This is a genomic window from Streptomyces olivaceus (assembly GCF_000721235.1).
In the GTDB taxonomy this organism is placed as follows: Bacteria; Actinomycetota; Actinomycetes; order Streptomycetales; family Streptomycetaceae; genus Streptomyces; species Streptomyces olivaceus.
The window spans coordinates 104,289-124,500 of sequence record NZ_JOFH01000035.1 but is presented as its reverse complement, the minus strand read 5'-3'; the positions used below and the strand labels follow the sequence as shown (position 1 = coordinate 124,500).

Below are 20,212 nucleotides of genomic sequence, written 5' to 3'. Positions count from 1 at the left end.
CGCCGGCGTGCTGCTCGTGGAGCGGCTCTCCGACGCCCAGCGGCTGGGGCACCGGGTGCTGGCCGTCGTACGGGGTACGGCGGTGAACCAGGACGGCGCCTCCAACGGGCTGACCGCGCCGAGCGGTCCGTCGCAGCAGCGGGTGATCCGGCAGGCGCTGGCCAACGCGCGGCTCTCCGCGGCGGACGTCGACGCGGTCGAGGCGCACGGCACCGGCACGGTGCTCGGCGACCCCATCGAGGCTCAGGCGATCCTGGCCACCTACGGCCGCGGGAGGGAGGAACCGCTGCGGCTCGGGTCGCTGAAGTCCAACATCGGGCACGCCCAGGCGGCCGCCGGAGTCGCCGGTGTGATCAAGACGGTGATGGCCCTGCGGCACGGGATCCTGCCGCAGACCCTGCACGTGGACGCGCCGACGCCGCAGGTGGACTGGTCGGCGGGCGCGGTCGAGCTGCTGACCGCCCGGCAGGACTGGCCCGAGCTGGACCGGCCGCGCCGCGCCGGCGTGTCGGCGTTCGGGGTCAGCGGCACCAACGCCCACGTGATCCTCGAACAGGCCGACACCCCGTTGCCGGGGAAGGCGACGCTGCGCCACCCCGAACTGCCGGTCCCGCTCCTGGTGTCGGCGCGGGGGAAGGCCGCGCTGGCCGCGCAGGCACAGCGACTGGCGGCCTGGCTGGACGACGGGCCGGACCCCGCGTCGCCGGCCGTGGCCCGCGCCCTGGCCGCCAACCGGACCGCCCTGCCGGACCGGGCGGTCGTGCTGGCCGGCGACCGGGCCGCCGCCCTGGCCGGGCTGCGCGCCCTGGGCGGCGACGACGTCGTGGTCGGCAACGCCTCCGGAGCCGGCCGCCTGGCCATGGTCTTCCCGGGCCAGGGCAGCCAGCGGGTGGGCATGGGACGCGAACTGTTCGGCCGGTTCCCGGTGTTCCAGGACGCCTTCGAGGAGGCCTGCGCCGCTCTGGACCGGCACCTCGAGGGCCACGTCTCGCACACGCTGCGGGACACCGTGCTCGGCGAGTCCCCGGCCGCCGCCAGGAACCTCCGGGGGACGGTGTACGCGCAGGCCGGACTGTTCGCCCTGGGCGTCGCCCTGTTCCGCCTGTGGGAGTCGTGGGGCGTGCGGCCCGACATCCTGGGCGGGCACTCGCTGGGCGAGATCGTCGCCGCGCACGCGGCGGGGGTGCTGACGCTGCCGGACGCGGCGGCGCTGGTGGCGGCCCGCGGCCGGCTGATGCAGGCGCTGCCGGACGGCGGCGCGATGGTGTCCGTGGCGGCGGACGAGGACCGGGTGCGGCCCCTGCTCGGGCCGGGCGTCGACATCGCGGCCGTCAACGGCCCCCGGTCGCTGGTGCTCTCCGGCGACGAGGACGCGGTACTGGCCGTCGGCGAGGCGCTGGCCGCGGACGGCGTCCGCACCAAGCGGCTGGAAGTCGGCCACGCCTTCCACTCGGCGCGGATGGAGCCCGCCCTCGCCGACTTCCGGGCCGTACTGGCCACCCTGACGTACCACGAGCCGCAGCTGCCCGTGGTGTCCGGCGTGACCGGCCGGATCGCGACCGCCGACCGGCTGACCTCGCCCGACTACTGGGTGGAGCACGCCCGTGCCACGGTCAGGTTCGCCGACTGCGTGGACGCCCTGGTCGCCCACGGCGTGCGGACGGTCCTGGAACTGGGGCCGGACGGCACGGTGTCCGCGATGGGCCGGGCCTGCCTCGACGACGGCGGCCGGGTCGCGTTCGTGCCGAGCCTGCGCCCGGGCGCGGAGGAGGGGCGGTCGGTCCTCGGCGCGCTGGCCACCGCCCACACGCGCGGCGCGCCGGTGGACTGGTCGACGTGGCTGGACGGCCCGACCGCGCCGCCGGTCGAACTGCCCACCTACGCGTTCCAGCACGAGCACTACTGGCTCCTCGACACCGGCCGGCCGCTGGACGTCGCCTCGGCCGGACTGGCCGGTGCCGGCCACCCGCTCCTCGGGGCGATGGCGGAGCTGCCCGGCTCGGGCGGCGTCCTGTTCACGTCGAGGCTGTCGCTGCGCGGGCAGCCGTGGCTGGCCGACCACGTCGCCGCCGGCACGGCCCTGCTGCCGGGCGCCGCGTTCGTGGAACTGGCGATCCGGGCCGGCGACGAGGTGGGCTGCGGTGTCCTCGACGAGCTGGTGTTCGAGGCTCCCCTGCCGCTGACCGACCGGGAGGTGGACCTCCAGGTGCAGGTGGGGGAGGCGGACGCGGACGGCCGGCGCACGGTGACGGTGCACGGCCGGGCCGCCGACGCCGGTCCCGGTGCCGCCTGGACCCGGCACGCCGGCGGCACCGTCACGCCGTCCCGCGCACCGGCCGCGTTCTCCCTGGCCCAGTGGCCGCCCGCCGGCGCGGAGCCGGTCGACGCCGACCGGGTAGCCCGCCTGTACACCGACCTCGCCGGGGCCGGCTACCGCTACGGGCCGTCGTTCCAGGGCCTGCGGGCGGCGTGGACGCTCGGCGGCACGGTCTACGCCGAGGTGGCGCTGCCGGACGGCCCGCGGGCCGACGCGGGGCGCTTCGGACTGCACCCGGCGCTGCTCGACGCCGCCCTGCACGCGACGGCGTTCCGGGACAGGGAGGGCGACGTGCCCGCGCTGCTGCCGTTCGCCTACCGCGGCGTGGAACTGCACGCCGGTGGCGCGTCGATGCTGCGGGTGTGCGTCGCCCCGGACGGCGACGACGCGATCAGCGTCCGGTTGGCCGACGCCACCGGCGCCCCCGTCGCCTCCGTGCGGTCGCTGGTCTCCCGGCCGGTGGATCCCGGTCGGCTCGCCGCGGCACCGGTGGCCGACCGCGTGTTTCTGGACGGCTGGGCGGAGATCCCGGCGGCGACCGACCGCCCCGCCGTCGGACCGGCCCCGGTGTCCACCGTGGAAGACGTACGAAGCCGGGCCGACTCGGGCCACGGCCGGGCCGCGTTGCTGCTCGACGTGGAGGCCGGCGACGTCCGGGAGGCCACCGGACACGTGCTCGCGATCCTGCGGGAATTCCTCGCGCAACCGGCCCTGGAGGGCACCCGTCTGGTGGTGCGGACCAACGGCGCCGTCGCCACGGAGCGGCCCGACCCGGTCCGGGCGGCGGTGTGGGGGCTGGTCGGCTCGGCGCAGGCCGAGAACCCCGGCCGGATCCTGCTCGTCGACAGCGGGCAGCCGGTGGACGCGGTACTGCCCGCGATGATCGAGGCGGACGAGCCCCAGGTGGCCGTCCGCGAGGGCCGGGTGCTGGCCCGCCGGGTGCGGCGGGCCGCCGCCACCGCGGCGCGGCCCGACCCGATCGACCCCGCCGGCACGGTGCTGGTCACCGGCGGCACCGGCGCGATCGGTTCGCTGGTCGCCCGGCACCTGGTCGCCGCGCACGGCGTGCGCAGCCTCGTACTGGCGGGCCGGCGCGGCCCCGACGCCGACGGGGCCGAGGAACTGGAGGCGGAGCTGACCGCGCTCGGCGCGAAGGTCCGCGTCGCCGCCTGCGACGCGGCCGACCGGGAGCAGCTCGCCGCGCTCCTCGCGTCGGTCCCGGCCGACGCACCCCTCACCGCGGTCGTGCACGCGGCCGCGGTGCTCGACGACGGCGTCACCACGGCGCTGACGCCCGAGCGGCTGGACGCCGTGTTCCGGCCGAAGATCGACGCCGCGGTGCACCTGCACGAGCTGACCCGCGACCTGGACCTCACGGCGTTCGTGCTGTTCTCCTCCGGCGCGGGCGTGCTCGGCAACCCGGGCCAGGGCAACTACGCCGCCGCCAACTCCTACCTCGACGCGCTCGCGCTGCGCCGGCGGGCGGAGGGGCTTCCGGCGGTGTCCATGGCCTGGGGCCTGTGGAAGCAGACCGCCGGCCTGACGGCCCGCCTCGGCGACACCGACCGCGACCGGCTCGGCCGCGGCGGCGCGGCGGGCCTCGACCCCGAGGAGGGGCTGGCCCTGTTCGACGCGGCCCTGCGGCTGGACGAACCCGTGGTGCTGCCGATGCGCCTGGACTTCGCCGCCCTGGCCGACCGGGCGGCCGACGGCCGGCTCACGCCCGTACTCCGCTCCCTGGTGCGCCGCCCCCGCCGGACGGCCGGCGCGGGGGTGGACACCGAGGCGTTCGCGGCGCGTCTGGCCGCCGCGCCCGAGCCGGAGCAGGACGAGATCCTGCTCGACCTGGTACGCGCCGAGGCGGCCCGGGTGCTGGGCCACGGCTCGCCGGCGTCCCTCGACCCGGAGCTGGTCTTCACCGACCTCGGCTTCGACTCGCTCACCGCCGTGGAGCTACGGGACCGGCTGGCGGCGCGCACCGGACTGCGGCTGCCGGCCACGTTCGTCTTCGACCATCCCACGCTGCGGCTGCTCGGCGAGCAGCTGCGGCACGAGCTGGCGTCCCGGTGACCGGGCGTCCCGACCGACCCGACAGAGGGGACCGACCGTGTTCACGGTGGACGAGTACCTGACACACCTCGGCTGCGCCAAGCGGCCGGGGCCGACCCTCCAGACGCTGCGGGACCTGCACCGCAGGCACCTGAGCCGGGTGCAGTACGACACCCTGCACGCGCTGCGGATCAACCCGGACAACATGGCCGACATGGATCTGGACGACACGTTCGACAACGTCGTCCTCGGCGAGCAGGGCGGCATGTGCCTCCAGCTCAACACCCTGTTCGAACGGCTCCTCGCCGGTCTCGGCTTCCGGACGACCGTGGTGGCCGGCGGGACCTGGATACCCGGCAACGTGTTCTACCCGGACCCGGAGCACATGCTGACGCTGGTCGACCTCGACGGCGACCGGTGGCTGGCCGACGTCGGCCACGCGGGGGTGAGCTTCGTCGAACCGCTGCGCTTCGCCCCCGGCGTGCAGGAGCAGGACGGCTGCGCGTTCCGGCTGATCGAGCAGGACGGCTACCACGTGGTGCAGACCCGCCCCAAGGGCAAGGACTGGCGGATGACCTTCCGCTTCACCACCCGGCCGCGCACCGCGAAGGACTGGGACGGCGTCGGCGAGGGCCAGGGCCCCGGCGTGCTCGCCTCGGTGCGCCGCCGGCGCCGGGCCGTGCCGGGCGGCCAGGTCACCCTCACCAAGAACCTCTTCACCCTCGTCGAGGACGGCGTCGAGCAGACCAGGCTGCTGCGCGACCCGGCCGACGAGCAGCACGTCGTCGACACCTACTGGGAGGGCCGCAAGTAATGAGGTTCGGTCTGCTGTTCGGCATGCAACTGCCCCGGCCCTGGGGGCCGGACGCGGAGAGCCGGCTCTTCCACGAGGTCCTCGACCAGATCGAACTGGCCGACCGGCTCGGCTTCGACAACGTCTGGTGCCCCGAGCACCACTTCCTGGAGGAGTACTCCCACCTGAGCGCGTCCGAGGTGTTCCTGGGGGCGGTCAGCCAGCGCACCCGGACCATCCGCATCGGGCACGCCGTGATGCTGATGCCGCCGGCGTTCAACCCGACCGCCCGGGTGGCCGAGCGGATCGCCACCCTCGACATACTCTCCGGCGGGCGGGTCGAGTTCGGCACCGGCGAGTCCACCACACCGACCGAACTGCTGGGCTTCGGCATCGAGCGGGCCACGAAGCGGGACCAGTGGGCGGAGGCGGTGGACGCGGCCGCCCGGATGTTCGTGGAGGAGCCGTTCGCCGGCTACGACGGCGAGTACGTGTCGATGCCGGTCCGCAACGTGCTGCCCAAGCCGGTGCAGCGCCCGCACCCGCCGATGTGGATGGCCTGCGGCAACCGGGACGCCATCCGGCTGGCCGCCCACCGGGGGCTCGGCGCGCTGAACTTCTCCTTCTTCGGGCCGGCGGAGACCCGCAAGTGGGTCGACACCTACTACGAGGGCATCGCGTCCGAGGAGTGCGTGCCCGCCGGGTTCGCGGTCAACGCGCAGATCGCCGCGACCATCCCGATGATGTGCCACCGCGACGAGGCCACCGCCGTGGACCGCGCCGTGGACGGCATCCAGTTCTTCAACTTCGGGCTCGGCTACTACGGCGGCTTCGGCAGCCCCTCGCCCGGCCGCACCGACGTGTGGGAGGTCTTCCAGCGGGAGCGGGCCGAACGCGGCATGGACCGGGCCGCCTTCGGCAGGCTCGGCGGCCCGCTGGGCAATCCGGCCCGCGGCGCCATCGGCACCCCGGAGCAGATCCGCGAACTGCTGCGCCGGCACGAGGAGGCCGGACTGGACCAGGCGATCTTCCTGGTGCAGGGCGGCGGCATGCGCCACGAGGACGTGTGCGAGTCGCTGGAACTGTTCGCCACCGAGGTGATGCCCGAGTTCAAGGACCGGCACGACAAGGCGGAACTGCGCAAGGCGGAGCGCCTGCGGCCGGCCGTCGACGCCGCCCTGGCCCGGCGCGAGCCGGCCCGGACCGCCGACCCGGGCTACCGGGTGCTGCCGCGCAGCAAGCACTGAGGAGGACGCCATCCACCTGGGCATCGACATCGGCGGCAGCAAGGTCGCGCTGCGCGCCGAGTCGTCCGACGGCGCCGTCCGGGAGACGTCCTTCCGGTGGAGCGGCGCCTCCCGTCGCGCCGACGACGTGTGCGAACTGACGGCACACATCAAGGACATGACCGGAGGCCGGTCCCGGCTGCGGGGGGTCGGCATCGCGCTGCCGGCCACCGTGGACGCCGGCGGCATCGTGTCCGCCTGGCCGAACCGGCCGTGGTGGACCGGACTCGACCTGCGCGCACTGCTCCGCGACCTGTTCCCCGCGACCGGTGCCCGCTTCGGCGACGACGGCGACCTGGCCGCCGTCGCCGAAGCGGCGGCCGCCGGCGTGCGCGACGCCGTCTACGTCGGCGTGGGCACCGGAATCGGCGGCGGCATCGTCTCCGGCGGCCGGTCCCTGCCGGGCCCGGACCGCGGCTCGTGCGAACTCGGGCACGTCGTGGTGGACCGCTCGGGACCGCCGTGCGCCTGCGGACGCCGGGGCTGCCTGCAGGCGGAAGCGTCCGGCCCGGCGGTGCTGCGGGCCGCCGCCCGGACGCTGGGACGCGAGGTGACGTACGACGAACTGGTGCGCGGGCGGGCCGCCGGCGCACCGTGGGCGTGCGCGGCGCTCGACCACGCCGCCGCCGTCCTGGCGACGGCGCTGGTCGGTGCGGCCGAACTGGTCCGGCCCGAACTCCTGTTGGTCGGGGGCGGTTTCGCGGCGGGCCTGCCCGGCTTCGTGACCGGCGTCGCCGACCGGGTGGCGGAGCTGGCCCGGCCCGGTCACCCGACCCCGCCGGTCCGCCCCGCCGCGCTCGGCGGGCTCTCCTCGCTGCACGGTGCCGTACTGGCCGCCAGGGGACTGGCCTGACGGCACCGGGCACCCCACAGCCCGGCGGCGGACCGCTCGGCTGCGGGGTGCCCGGCCGCGGACCGCTCAGCCGCGCGGCGAGAACCGCACCGGCAGCTCGGACAGCGAACGCTGGAACGGGTTGGCGTTGCGGGCCATCTCGTCGGCCGGCTTGGCCAGCTCGATGTCCGGGAACCGCCGGAACAGCGTGTTGATGGCGATCTCGCCCTCCACCCGGGCCAGCGGCGCGCCGACGCAGAAGTGGATGCCGTACCCGAACTGGACGTGCATGGCCGAGTCCCGGGTGAGGTCCAGTTCCTTGCCGTCCACGTACCGGCTCGGGTCGGTGTTGGCCGCCTCCAGGTCGAGCAGCACCTGGTCACCGGGGTGCATGTCCACCCCGCCGAGCGCGAAGTCCACGTTGACGAACCGCACGTTGAACTGGCCGGGGCCGTCGTGCCGCAGCAGTTCGTCCACCCCGCGCAGGTCGATCTCCGGCCGCTCCCGCAGCCCCGCGGCCACCTCGGGCCGGGAGAGCAGGGAGTGGAGGGCGTTGCCGATGAAGCCGCTGGTCAGCTCGTAACCGGCGATCACCAGGGCCCGGCAGCCGGCCACCAGCTCACGCTCGCTGAGGCGTTCCTCGTCGCTGGCCGCGACCAGATCGCTGACCAGGTCGTTGCCGGGGGAGCGGCGCTTGCGCTCCGTCAGGTCCGCCATGTACGACCACAGCTCCGCGGCGGCGGCCTGCGAGGCGGCGATCGCCTCCGGGTCGAAGCCGGAGGCCAGCATCGCCTGCGCGTTGCGGTGGATCAGCTCCCGGTCGGTGGTCGGGACGCCCAGCAGCTCGCAGATCACCAGCAGGGGCAGCGGCACGGCCAGCGCCGGCACCAGGTCGGCACCGCCGTCGGCGGCGACCTCGTCCAGCAGGGAGTCGGTGACCTCCTGGATCCGCGGCCGCAGCTGGTCCACCCGGCGGATGTTGAACACCTTGGTCAGCGGCTGGCGCAGCCGGGTGTGCGTCGGCGGATTGCTGCCGATCACGGTGTCCTCGAACAGTCCGCTCAGCGGCGTGGCCTGCCCCTGCTCGGCGGCGAACGCCGCAGGCGGGCTCAGCGCCGGATTCGACAGGCATTCCCGCACCTCGTCGTACCGCGACACCAGCCACACCGGCATTCCGTTCATGCTCACACGCCTCGGCGGAACGTGCCGGTTGCGTTCCGCCGCAATGGACTGTGGATCGAAGATCGGAAAATGCTCGCTCTCTATTTCGGTCACGGCGCGATGCTAGCAACGGGATACCGGGGCAATTGGCGCCCCGCAGTGAAGTGAGGGGGTTTCCGGCGACCGGTTAGGGGGTTGTTCCGACGACGCCCGCAAGCGCAGTGTTGGCCTGTCAACCCCTGAAATGAGGATGGTGGCAGTGGGCTCGCTAACGGACGCGCCGGCCGACGCCGTGTCGGCGGAGGAGAACGTAGGCGCTGATCTGCCGGCGGAATTCAGAGCCGTACACATCTGCGCCGAGGACGAGGCAATGTTCTCGGATCTTTCGGACAAAGACGTCCGGAAGTCACTTCGCGTCGGTCCGGTCGCCATGCCGGAATTAGCGCCCGACGAGGTGCTGATAGCCGTGATGGCAAGTTCCGTGAACTACAACACCGTGTGGTCGGCGCAGTTCGCACCGGTGTCACCTTTTCGATTCCTGGAGAAGTTCGGCCGCCGGGGCGGCTGGGCCGCCCGGCACGACCTGCCCCACCAGGTGCTCGGCTCCGACGCGGCCGGCGTGGTGGTCCGGACCGGCTCCGGCGTGCGCCGCTGGCGCGTCGGCGACCACGTGGTGGTCAGCGCCGCGTACGTGGACGAGCAGGATCCCGGCACGCACGCGGACGGCATGATCGGCGAGGACCAGCTGGCCTGGGGCTACGAGACGAACTTCGGCGGCATGGCCGACTACGCCGTGGCCCGCGCGAGCCAGCTCATCCCGAAGCCGCCGCACCTGACCTGGGAGGAGGCGGCGTCCAACACCGCGTGCGCGAGCACCGCGTACCGGATGCTGGTCGGGGAGCGCGGCGCGCGCATGAAGCAGGGCGACGTGGTCCTCGTCTGGGGCGCGGCCGGCGGCCTCGGCAGCTACGGCGTGCAACTGGTGCGCAACGGCGGCGGTGTGCCGGTCGCGGTGGTCAGCTCCGCGCGGAAGGCCGAGGCCGTACGCCGGCTGGGCTGCGACATCGTCGTCGACCGCGCCGAGATCGGGCTGACCGACGACCCCACCGACGACCCGGACGAGGTCATCCGGATCGGCAAGCGGCTGGGGGCGATCATCCGCGAGCGCACCGGCCGCGACCCCGACATCGTCTTCGAGCACATCGGCCGGGCGACGTTCGGTGTCTCGGTGTTCGTGGTGCGCCGGGGCGGTGTGGTGGTCACCTGCGGCTCCTCCACCGGCTACCAGCACGTGTTCGACAACCGCTACCTGTGGATGAAGCTCAAGCGGGTGGTCGGCAGCCACGTGGCCAACCTCCAGGAGGCGTGGGACTGCAACCGGCTGTTCGAGCTGGGCGCGATCGTGCCGACGGTGTCCGCGGTCTTCCCGATGGACGAGGTCGGCGAGGCGGTCCGGATCGTGCAGAACAACCGGCACATCGGCAAGATCGCGGTGCTGTGCCAGGCCGACCGGCCGGGACTCGGAGTCACCGATCCCGAGCTGCGGGCCCGGGTCGGCGGCGACGACCGGCTCAACCCGCTGCGCGGCATGACGGCCGTCGGGGAAGGCGAGTAGACGACGATGACCTCTGCCATCGGCATCCTCGGCACCGGGGCGTACCTCCCGGCGCGTGAAGTGGGCAACGACGAACTCGCCGCCCTGATCCCGGACACCAGTGCGGAATGGATCCTGCGCAAGACCGGTATCCGCAGCCGGCGTTACGCCGCCCCGGACGAGGCCGCCTCGGACCTCGCCGCCGGCGCCGCACGGGCCGCCCTCGCGGACGCGGGCCTCACCGCCGACCGGGTCGACCACATCATCGTCTGCACGTCCACCGGCGACCAGCCGCTGCCGCCCACCGCGAGCGTCGTGCAGCAGCTGCTCGGCGCCGGCTCGGCCGCCTGCTTCGACCTCAACGCGGTCTGCGCCGGTTTCGTCTACGGCCTGGAGGCCGCCCGGGGCCTGATCGCCGTGCGCCCCGGCGCGCACGTCCTGCTGATCGGCGCGGACGTGTACTCCCGCTTCCTGGACTTCACCGACCGCCGCTCCGCCGTGCTGCTCGGCGACGGGGCCGGCGCGGTGGTCGTCGGCGCCGTCGAGGACGGGCACGGCATCCTCGGCATCGACCTGAGCACCCGCGGCGACGCACAGGACCTGCTGCGCATCCCCGCGGGCGGCAGCAGATCGCCGGCGTCGGCCGGGACGGTCGCCGAGGGCGGCCACCACCTGCGCATGCAGGGCCGTGCGGTCAGCGAGTTCGTGCTGGAGAACATCCCGCCCGGCGTGGACAAGCTGCTCGCGGGAGCCGGCGTGCGGGCCGAGGAGATCGACTGCTTCGTGCCGCACCAGGCCAACGCCGTGCTCATCAGGGAACTGGCGGCGCGCTGCGGGTTGGCGGACACCCCGCTCGTCCAGGTGGTCGAGACGTACGGCAACACCGGTGCCGCCTCCGTGCCGATCGGCCTGGACCACGCCGTCCGCGAGGGCACGGTCGAGCCGGGCGGGCTGGTGCTGCTGTCGGCGTTCGGGGCCGGCATGTCGGTGGGCAACGGCCTGCTCCGCTGGGGCGGTGACCCCGCATGACCGCGATCGAACGGGTGGGCGTGGTCGGCACCGGCACGATGGGCGGTGGACTCGTGCAGGTGTGCGCGCTGGCCGGCGCGGACGTGCGGGTCGTGGCGTCCGGCCGGGCCGGGGCCGAGCGCGCCGAGCGCCGCCTGGCCCAGTCGCTGGACCGGCAGTGGGCCAAGGGGCGGATCACCGAGGCCGAGCGGAACGCGGCCGTGGCCCGGGTGTCGTTCGGCACCGAGCTGAAGTCGCTGGCGGACCGCCGGTTCGTGCTGGAGTCGATCACCGAGTCGCTGCCGGCCAAGCAGGACGTGTTCCGGGTGCTGGACGAGGTGGTCGAGGACCCGGCCGCCGTACTGGCGTCGAACACCTCGTCCATCCCGATAGCGAGCCTGGGCAGCGTCACCCGCGACCCGGGCCGCGTGGTCGGCGCGCACTTCTTCAACCCGGTGCCGGTCATGCCGCTGGTCGAGATCATCGGCTCCCTGAGCACGTCGGCGGCGACCTCGGACCGGGCCGAGGAGTTCGTCACCCGGACCCTGGGCAAGCAGGTGATCCGGGTCGGGGACCGGCCCGGCTTCATGGTCAACGCCCTGCTGGTGCCCTTCCTGTTCAGCGCCGTGCGGATGCTGGACGCGGGGGTCGCCGACGCCGAGGACGTGGACCGGGGCATGACGCTCGGCTGCGGCCACCCGATGGGACCGCTCGCGCTGCTGGACCTGATCGGTCTGGACGTGATCGTCGCCGTCGGCGAGGCGATGTACGCGGAGTCCAGGGACCCCGCGTGCGCGCCGCCCACCCTGCTGCTGCGCATGGTCGAGTGCGGTCTGACCGGCCGCAAGAGCGGACGCGGCTTCCACACCTACCCCTGAGGGGCCCGGCCCCGGTACGGCCGGGCCGACCGGGAACCGGCCCGCGGCGGGGCACCACGCCGCCGGCCGGACCGGCCGGGGCAGACCCCGCTGCGGGGGACACCCGGGCGCCGGCCCGGCGGGATCGCCGAGGATGCCCGTGCGTGGTCCCCGGGGTGCCTCCAAGGGCGGGTGAATCCCGTCACACCCGGCCGACAACTCAGTTATGCAGCAAGCGACTTCAGTATGCGGCGCGACGGCCCCGGCGGCTTCCCGCGCCCTCTTCCAGGACCACCTCGTCGATCAGAAATACCCCGGGTGCCGAGCCGTCGCCGGTTTACCACCAGGGGCACAGTGGACTGCCTTTCTGGACATTGCACCGAGTGGGATGGGTGTGTTCCGCTTGATCTTGAGGAGCGTGATGAGCGTGACCGTAGGACGACCTCGTGGTGGACAGCAGGCGGTGACGGCGATCCACCACATCGACGACACTGTCGACGAACTCATCGAGCGGGAAAGGGCGTTGTCCGCGCTCGACGCGGCACTGCGCCGGTCGAGCGAGGGCCGGGTCCGGATGGTTCTGGTGGAGGGGGCGATCGGGACGGGCAAGACCGCGCTCGTCTGGCGATTCCTGGAACAGGCCGAATCGTCGGGGGTCTTATGCTTCGGAGTCCACATCCGGCCGGACGAGCGCTCGTTGAGCGTCGACACCCTGGACCGGATGTTCCGCAACGTGGCGGTCCCTCACCTCTTCAGAACCGCCGTCGCCCGTCGGCTCTCCGCGCTGCGTGACGGCTGCGGGGCCGACGGTCCGACGCTGGTGTCCCAACTGACCGAACTAGCAGCCGACTTGCTCGATCTGGCCGAATCCGTACCGGTCCTCCTCGTCATCGACGACATCCATCACCTCGACACCGACTCCCTGCACGCCCTGCTGCACCTGCTTCCCACCGCCAGCGCCGGCCGCGTCCTCGTGGTCCTGACCGCGGACGAGAGCCGGCAGCCACTCGACTGGCGGATGCCCACCGGTCTGCTGATGCGGCCCAACTTCCAGCGGGTGGTGCTGAACCGGCTGAGCGAGGACGGCGCGCGCCTGGCCGCCACCCGCCGGCTGGGCGAAGCCGCGGCCGAGGCACTCCCGGCCGACCTCGTCGCACTCAGCGCGGGGAACCCGCTCGTACTGGAGTACCTCTCCCGGGCCTACGAGGCCACCGGTACCGGCTACCCGCAAGGATACGCCCAGGCGTTCGTGGAGTGCCTGCGCCGCTGTCCGCCGGAGACCGTCGAGGTGGTCCGGGCACTGGCGGCGCTCGGTGAACAGGCGACACCCGAGCTGGTGGCCGAACTGGCCGCCGTCGACCGCGTGGACGTCGACCTGCTGCCGCTCACCAACGCGGGCCTGCTCGACGGGCAGTCCTTCCGGCACCCCTCGGCGGCCCGCGCGGTGCTCCGCGACATGCCGGCCGGGGTCTGCGCCGGCCTGCACCGCCGGGCGGCGCTGCTCCTGCACGACGAAGGGGCGCCGGCGCTGGACGTGGCTCACCAGTTGATCCAGGCCGACGAGCACGAACTGCCCTGGGCCTCGGAACTCCTGCTCGACGCGGCCGGCGAGGCGCTCGCCCTCAACCGCGTGGGGCTCGCCCTGGAGTGCGTGAAGCTGGCCGGCCGCGCCGAACGCGATCCGGTGGCGCGCGCCGTCGTCGACGCCCGGCTCAGCCGCTTGGAGTGGCACCTCAAGCCGCTCGCCGCGGCCCGGCACGTGCAGTCGCAGCTGAAGGACGGCGCGGCCGGGCGGCTGAGCGCGCGCGACACCCTCGACCTGGCGTGGCGGACGGCGTGGTTCGGACGCATCGACGCCGTCGAGCCGCTGCTGTCCGCGGTCGGCCGGACGCCGGACGGCGGAGACGTGAACGAGCTGGTGCGCTGGTTGGCGTTCACGTACCCCAAACACACCTTCAGCCGCGGGCCGGTGACGGCGCCGCCCTCCTCCGCCCAGGCGGAACCGTGGCTGCACTCGGCATCGAGCCTGGCCGAGGGCCTGATCGGCGCGCCGAGCGATCAGGGCGTGGCCGACGCGGAACGGGTCCTCCAGTCCCTGGCGCTCGACCACGAGTCCCTGTGGAGCGGGGAGACCGCCGCGCTGGCACTGCTCACGCTGGTCTACGGCGACCGCCTCGAAGAGGCCGTCGCGCACGCCGACCGGCTGCTGGACGAGGCCCGCGACGCCGAGATGCCGACGTGGCACGCGGTGTTCAGGGCCGTCCGGGCCGAGGCCCTGTTCCGGCAGGGCGACCTGCCGGGGGCGTACGACGAGGCCGTCACGGCACTCGCCGAGATACCGGTCCAGGGCTGGGGCATCGTTGTCGGGCTACCGGTCGGCTGCGCGGTCAACGCGGCCGTGCGCATGGGCGACTTGTCCGCCGCGAAGCGCCTGCTCGGTTCGCCCCTGCCCAAGAGCGCGCTGCGCAGCCGCTACGGCCTGCACTTCCTGCACGCCCGTGGCCACTACCGGCTGGCCGTCGGGCTGCCGCAGGCCGCGCTGGCGGACTTCCTCGCCTGCGGCAGCCTGACCGAGGGGTGGGGAGCGGGCGGCGTCGGCGTGGTGCCGTGGCGGACCAGCGCCGCCGAGGCGTGGTCCCGGCACGGCAACCCGGACCAGGCACGTCGACTGCTGCGCGACCAGCTGGCCATGCTGCCGCCGAGCAGCGGACGCGCCCGTGGACAGGCCATGCGGGTGCTGGCCTGCGTCAGCCGGGACACCCGCCGGCCGCAGTTGCTCACCGACGCCGTCGACGTGCTCAAGAACTGCGGCGACAAGTACGAGTTGGCCCGCGCGTTGACCGACCTCAGCGTCGCCCTCCGGCAAGGCGGCGACCAGCTCAAGGCCCGCCGCACCGCGCGGCGCGCCCTGCATTTCGCCAAGGCCGCCGGTGCGCGGCCACTGTGCGACGAGGCCGCCCTCTACGACCAGGAGGCCAAGGCGGCGAGGCTGGCCCGCGACGAGGACGAGAAGCTGTCCCTGCTGACCGGTCAGGAGATCCGGGTCGCCGCGCTCGCCGTCGAGGGCGACACCAATCACGAGATCGCCGCGAAACTTTACATCACACCCAGTACCGTCGAACAGCACCTCACCCGGATCTTCCGGAAGCTCAACGTCAAGCGCCGGGACGAACTGCCCTGGCAGCTCGACACGTGGTCGGCCTGACACCACCGCCGACCCATCACTCGCAACAAGGGAAACGAGGACGCCACCGTGACCGAGACCACCCCGACTTCCGCAGACCTCTCGCACCTCTACGAGTTGTCGCCCGGGGGAAGGCAGTTGTTGTTCACCGACGCCCGGACCGCGTACAGCTTCAGCTCCGAGCCGGTGTCCGACGACCGCCTGCGAGCCGTCTACGAGCTCGTCAAGTGGGCGCCGACCTCGGCCAACATCAACCCGATGCGAGTGCTGTTCGTGCGTACCCCGGACGGCAAGGAGCGGCTGCTGCGCGGCGTAGCCGAGCCCAACCGTGCACAGACCGCCTCGGCGCCGGTCACGGCCGTGATCGCGGTGGACACCCAGTACCCGGAGTACGTGCCCGTGCTCGCCCCGTCCAACCCGAACTTCCGGACCATGCTGGAGGCCAACGACGAACTCCGCAACAGCCACGGCGACTTCAACACCACCCTCCAGGCCGGCTACTTCATTCTCGCGGTCCGCGCCGCCGGGCTGGTCGCCGGTCCGATGAAGGGCTTCAACGCCGCGGCGGTGGACAAGGAGTTCTTCGACGACGGCCGGTGGCGCTCGGTCCTCCTGGTGAACATCGGCCACCCGGCCGACGACGCGTTCCGCGAGCGGCTGCCGAGGCCCACCTTCGAGCAGGCGGTGCGGATGGCCTGAGCCGCATACCGGACCGTGTCCGGGCCCTCACCCGCCCGCGGGACGCGCCGGGGGAGTGAGGTGCCCGGAGCGCGCGGCGAACCACTCCGGCCGTCCGACGAGCAGGTGAAGGGCGCGCGGCTCAGCACGCGACCGCGCCGCCCCGGCGGCGCCGAGGCCCAGCGCGCCTGTGCGTCCGCCGCGGCCGACCGCCACGTTCGCCGACGCGCGGGATGTCCGCCCTGCCCGGCCGCCGCCCGGAAGACCGCTCCGGTCTTCCGGGCGGCGGCCAGTAGCGGTGGCCGGTCCTCCCGGCGGCGGGCCGGTACGGTTTCCGGTCAGCCGGCGGCCAGGGCGTCGTTCACCGAACTGCTGCGGGCGCCGCGCGCCGACGCGGCGCGCGGGGGCGCGCGACCGAGAGTGCGCGCGAGCGCCGGGGCCCGGGGGTGCGGGGGCTTCTCTTCTTGCTGGGCGGACGCCCCCTTGACGCGCCCCCGGCGCCGTTCGACACTTCCCCAGTAATCCTAGTGAACAGGTAGGGAAACATGGGGCGCCTCCACCAGGTCACCGGCGACGAGCACCGCACGCCCGGACGGTCCCCCCTGCTCACCTCCCGCCGTCACATCGACCTCCTCCGCGTCAGCAGCGCGATCAGCTCCCCGAGCTGAGCCCGTCCGGCGCCGGCCGGCGGCGGTCCCCGTACGGACGCCGTCCGGGCCCGCGCCCGCCCAGGCCCGCCGTCCGCCCTTGCCGCGCGTGCCCGCACGCGCCCCGCCCCCGGGGAGAACCATGTCCGTCACACCGCTCACCCCCGCCCCCGTCTTCCGGGGACGGATCGGCCGCGACCCGCGCAGCGGCCACTACGCCGTGCCGCGCCGCTACCGCCTCCACCTGTCGCCCGGCCACGACGCCTGTCTGGGCATCGCCGTCGTGCACGCTCTGCTCGGCCTGGACGAGATCTGTCCGGTGACCTTCCTGGACCCGGTCCCCGACTGTCCCGACGGCGGCCACTCGGCGCTGCGCCCGCTCTACGAGGCGAGCGCGCACCACTACCGGGGCCCCGCCGTCGCGCCGGTGCTCAGCGACAGCTGGTCGGGCCGGATCGTCAGCACGCACGCCCGCGACATCACGCGCGACCTCGCCCGGTGCTTCCCGTCCGCCGCCGGTCCGCAGCTGTACCCGTGCGGCGCCGAGGGCGAGACGGAGGCCGTCGAGGAACTGTGCGCGCGCAGCGCCGACCCCCAGGCCCTGCCCGAGGTCCTCGACGTACTGGAGCGGCGCCTGCGCGCGCACTCGCACGTCCTGGGCGACCGGCTGACCGCGGCCGACGTGGAGGTGTGGGTGGCCCTCGTCCGCCGCGACACCCCGCAGCGGGCCGCCGCGCACCCCGCCCTCTGGTCCCACGTGCGCCGCCTGAGTGCCCACCCGGCCTTCGGCCGCCACCTCCCGGGCCGTCCCGCCTGACGGACGGACGTTGACAGCCGTACGGGCAACTGCGTTACTTGCGAACGCAGAAAGGTCATGAGCGTCAGCGACAAGCCCTGGCTCGCTGACCGGCAACCCTCGCTCCGCGGTGGGGTGCTCCAGGTGACGACCGGACCGGACGACTCACTTCGCACGAGCGGTACGAGCAGTACTCGCAGTACTCGCCCTACTCGCAGTACGAGTCGCTTCGGTAAGCGCGAGGCCCCGGCGGGCCGGACAGTGACGGGTGACGGACATGCGCACAGCTGACAGGCCGGCCGCGGGCCGCGTACGTGCGTGCCCGAGCCGCCTCGTCGCCGACCGCGCCGTCGACCTGCTCCGCGTCAGCAGCGCACTGTGTACCGGCTCCGGCCGCGCCCGCCGCCGGGACTGATCTCTTCCCCCGGTCCCGCGGCAGGCGCCCGGCCACGACGAACACCGCCCCTGGTGTGCCGTTGTCCGCTCCCGCCCCCGGATCCCCGTGCGTCCGCGTCCGACGCGCCCGCGCCGCAGAGCGGTCTCCACCGCCCTGCCCCCGCGCCGTGCCGGGCCGCACGGTCCCCGGTACCGGAGCGGCCGGCACGCGAAGTGGTCCTTCGCCTCCTGGCACGCCGTCGGCACCGGACCGAGGCGCATGCCGCAGAAGCAGAAGTGCAGAAGTCGCCGCACTCGTCGCAGAGAAGGAAGCCGCCCCGTGACCCAGCCGACCCGTCTGCGCGGGAGCGCGACCCCGGCCGACCCCGCTCCGCACCCCCTCGACAACGCCGTGTGGGCCGCCCTGACCGGCCCGCACGCCGCCCTCGCCGAACGCGTCGGCAAAGCGGCGCGCTACTCGGCGGACGTCGGCGTCTTCGCCGCCGTGGAGGACCCCGCGGACCCGGCCGCCTGGGCCGACCTGCACCGCCTCCTCGGCCCCGACGCGGCCGTCGCGCTGCCCGGTGTCCGCTCCGTCCCGCCGGGCTGGCGGACCTCGGGCGACGTGCCCGGCGTCCAGCTCGTGGACACCGCGCTGCGCGCCGAGCCGGACCGCGGGGCGGTACGGCTCGGCCCCGCCGACGTCCCCGAGATCCTGGACCTGGTCGCCCGCACCCGGCCCGGCCCCTTCCTGCCCCGGACCGTGCTCCTCGGCACCTACCTCGGCATCCGGCACCGGGGCAGGCTGATCGCCCTGGCCGGCGAACGGCTGCGGCTGCCCGGCTGGACCGAGATCAGCGCCGTGTGCACCGACCCCGCCCACCGCGGCCGGGGCCTGGCCACCCGCCTGGTCCGCGCCGTCGCCGCGGGCATCCGCGAACGCGGCGACACTGCGTTCCTGCACGCCGCCGCGAGCAACACCGGGGCCGTCGCGCTCTACGAGTCGCTCGGCTTCACCCTGCGCCGGCACACCGACTTCCGCCAGGTGCGCACGCCGGGAACAGCGGCCGCGGCAGGGGCGTTGTGACCGCAGGCGAGCTGAGCGGCGGGCCGTCGAAGCGGCCCGCGCGGACGACGGAGGTGACCGACGTGGCAGGTGCCCCGCACTCCGTCCGCCTCCACTCCCGGCCCTGGATCGACCTCGCGCGGGTGGCCGGCGCGCTCTGTCGCCGCTGACCGTCGCTCCACCGCCGTGCGCCGTCGCGCGCGCCGGCCGGCGTCCCCGTGCGGACAGCTCGGCCGTACGGCCGAGCCCGCCGACGCCCGAGCCGAACGCTCCGGCCGGACGCCCGAACCGGACGCCCGAACCGGACGCCCGAGCCGGACGCCCGGGACGCCCACCAAGTCGGACCACCACGAAGGGACACCTGTGTCCAGCACCTCGCCCGCTCCACTGCACCTGGCCGTCGCGCTCGACGGCACCGGCTGGCACCCCGCCTCCTGGCGCGAGCCCTCCGCCCGCGCCCGCGACCTGTTCACCGCAGGACACTGGGCCGACCTGGTCGCCGAGGCCGAGCGCGGCCTGCTCGACTTCGTGACCCTGGAGGACGGGCTGGGCCTGCAGTCATCCCGCCTCCTCGCCCCCGACGACCGCACCGACCAGGTACGCGGCCGGCTGGACGCCGTCCTGGTCGCCGCCCGCGTCGCGCCCCTGACCCGGCACATCGGGCTGGTGCCGACCGTGATCGCCACCCACACCGAGCCGTTCCACATCTCCAAGGCCGTCGCCACCCTCGACTACGTCAGCACCGGCCGCGCCGGACTGCGCGTGAAGATCTCCGCCCGCCCCGACGAGGCCGCCCACTTCGGCCGCCGCACCGCACCGGCCATCGACGACTACGAGAGCCCGGAATCGCAGGAACGCGTCGCCGAGTTGTTCGACGAGGCCGCCGACCACGTCGAGGTCGTCCGCCGTCTCTGGGACAGCTGGGAGGACGACGCGGAGATCCGGGACGCGGCCACGGGCCGGTTCGTCGACCGGGACAAGCTGCACTACATCGACTTCCAGGGCCCGCGCTTCAGCGTCAAGGGCCCCTCCATCACCCCCCGTCCGCCGCAGGGCCAGCCGCTGGTGACCGCCCTCGCCCACGCGACCGTGCCGTACCGGCTCGTGGCCTGGCAGACCGACGTCGGATACGTCACCCCGCACGACACGGGCCAGGCGCGGGCGATCGTCGCCGAGATCCGTGCCGAACAGGAGCGTGCGGGACGCGCCGCCGAACCCCTGCACGTCTTCGCCGACCTGGTGGTCTTCCTCGACGACGACCCCGCGCGGGCCGCCGCCCGCCGGGACCGCCTCGACGAGCGGGCCGGACAGCCGTACACCAGCGACGCCCGGATCTTCACCGGCAGTCCCGTCCAACTCGCCGACCTCATCGAGGAGTTCGCGTCGGCCGGGCTGACCGGCTTCCGGCTGCGGCCCGCCGTCCACGGCCACGACCTCCCGGCCATCACCCGCGGGCTGGTCCCCGAACTCCAGCGCCGCGGAGTCTTCCGCCGCGCCTACGAGGCCGACACCCTGCGCGGACTGCTCGGTCTGTCCCGCCCCGCCAACCGCTACGCCGCCTGAGCCGGA

At 74.2% G+C, this 20,212-nt stretch carries 14 protein-coding genes and 1 riboswitch; of the genes, 13 read left to right on the top strand and 1 reads right to left on the bottom strand.

Features of this window, described 5'->3' with window-relative positions; all coding sequences use genetic code 11:
- The 4 genes from IG94_RS0131360 to IG94_RS0131345 form a co-directional block, all read left to right on the top strand.
- On the top strand, positions 1-4,387 hold a 4,387-nt coding region (locus IG94_RS0131360), incomplete at its 5' end, for a type I polyketide synthase (RefSeq protein WP_043485098.1).
- A gap of 46 nt (positions 4,388-4,433) precedes the next feature.
- Positions 4,434-5,180, top strand: coding sequence for an arylamine N-acetyltransferase family protein (locus IG94_RS0131355; protein ID WP_224220507.1), 747 nt, complete (start codon positions 4,434-4,436; stop codon positions 5,178-5,180).
- Positions 5,180-6,406, top strand: a complete 1,227-nt coding sequence (locus IG94_RS0131350; RefSeq protein ID WP_031045012.1) for an LLM class flavin-dependent oxidoreductase — start codon at positions 5,180-5,182, stop codon at positions 6,404-6,406. The genes IG94_RS0131355 and IG94_RS0131350 overlap by 1 nt, the downstream gene beginning before the upstream one ends.
- Positions 6,407-6,416: 10 nt before the next feature.
- Positions 6,417-7,298 (top strand): ROK family protein, encoded by an 882-nt coding sequence (locus tag IG94_RS0131345; RefSeq protein ID WP_031045011.1) that lies wholly within the window; start codon positions 6,417-6,419, stop codon positions 7,296-7,298.
- A gap of 66 nt (positions 7,299-7,364) precedes the next feature.
- On the opposite strand, the gene IG94_RS0131340 is transcribed toward IG94_RS0131345, so the two are convergent.
- Complete coding sequence (locus IG94_RS0131340) at positions 7,365-8,459, bottom strand: cytochrome P450 family protein (protein ID WP_199790914.1); 1,095 nt, start codon at positions 8,457-8,459, stop codon at positions 7,365-7,367.
- 229 nt (positions 8,460-8,688) lie between these two features.
- Here IG94_RS0131340 and ccrA point away from each other — a divergent pair, with 229 nt between their 5' ends.
- From ccrA to IG94_RS0131290, 9 genes are all read left to right on the top strand, one after another.
- Positions 8,689-10,053: a crotonyl-CoA carboxylase/reductase gene (gene ccrA, locus IG94_RS0131335; protein WP_107060753.1), complete on the top strand. Its 1,365-nt coding sequence runs from the start codon at positions 8,689-8,691 to the stop codon at positions 10,051-10,053.
- A gap of 6 nt (positions 10,054-10,059) precedes the next feature.
- A complete protein-coding gene (locus IG94_RS0131330) occupies positions 10,060-11,061 on the top strand; it encodes a 3-oxoacyl-ACP synthase III family protein (RefSeq protein WP_031045007.1) in 1,002 nt (333 codons plus the stop codon).
- Positions 11,058-11,918, top strand: coding sequence for a 3-hydroxybutyryl-CoA dehydrogenase (locus IG94_RS0131325; protein WP_031045005.1), 861 nt, complete (start codon positions 11,058-11,060; stop codon positions 11,916-11,918). Before IG94_RS0131330 ends, IG94_RS0131325 begins: the two co-directional genes overlap by 4 nt.
- Positions 11,919-12,318: 400 nt before the next feature.
- Positions 12,319-15,102: a helix-turn-helix transcriptional regulator gene (locus IG94_RS0131320; protein ID WP_169752414.1), complete on the top strand. Its 2,784-nt coding sequence runs from the start codon at positions 12,319-12,321 to the stop codon at positions 15,100-15,102.
- Between the two features lie 48 nt (positions 15,103-15,150).
- Positions 15,151-15,780, top strand: a complete 630-nt coding sequence (locus IG94_RS0131315) for a malonic semialdehyde reductase (protein ID WP_078535930.1) — start codon at positions 15,151-15,153, stop codon at positions 15,778-15,780.
- 524 nt (positions 15,781-16,304) lie between these two features.
- Positions 16,305-16,427, top strand: a complete 123-nt coding sequence (locus IG94_RS44130; RefSeq protein ID WP_263239163.1) for a putative leader peptide — start codon at positions 16,305-16,307, stop codon at positions 16,425-16,427.
- A gap of 121 nt (positions 16,428-16,548) precedes the next feature.
- Complete coding sequence (locus tag IG94_RS0131305) at positions 16,549-17,223, top strand: glutathione S-transferase C-terminal domain-containing protein (RefSeq protein ID WP_052410945.1); 675 nt, start codon at positions 16,549-16,551, stop codon at positions 17,221-17,223.
- A 53-nt stretch (positions 17,224-17,276) separates the two neighbouring features.
- Positions 17,277-17,396, top strand: a riboswitch (SAM riboswitch).
- 521 nt (positions 17,397-17,917) lie between these two features.
- A complete protein-coding gene (locus IG94_RS0131300) occupies positions 17,918-18,664 on the top strand; it encodes a GNAT family N-acetyltransferase (protein ID WP_043485063.1) in 747 nt (248 codons plus the stop codon).
- 342 nt (positions 18,665-19,006) lie between these two features.
- Positions 19,007-20,206, top strand: coding sequence for an LLM class flavin-dependent oxidoreductase (locus IG94_RS0131290; protein WP_031044987.1), 1,200 nt, complete (start codon positions 19,007-19,009; stop codon positions 20,204-20,206).
- Positions 20,207-20,212 lie beyond the last annotated feature (6 nt).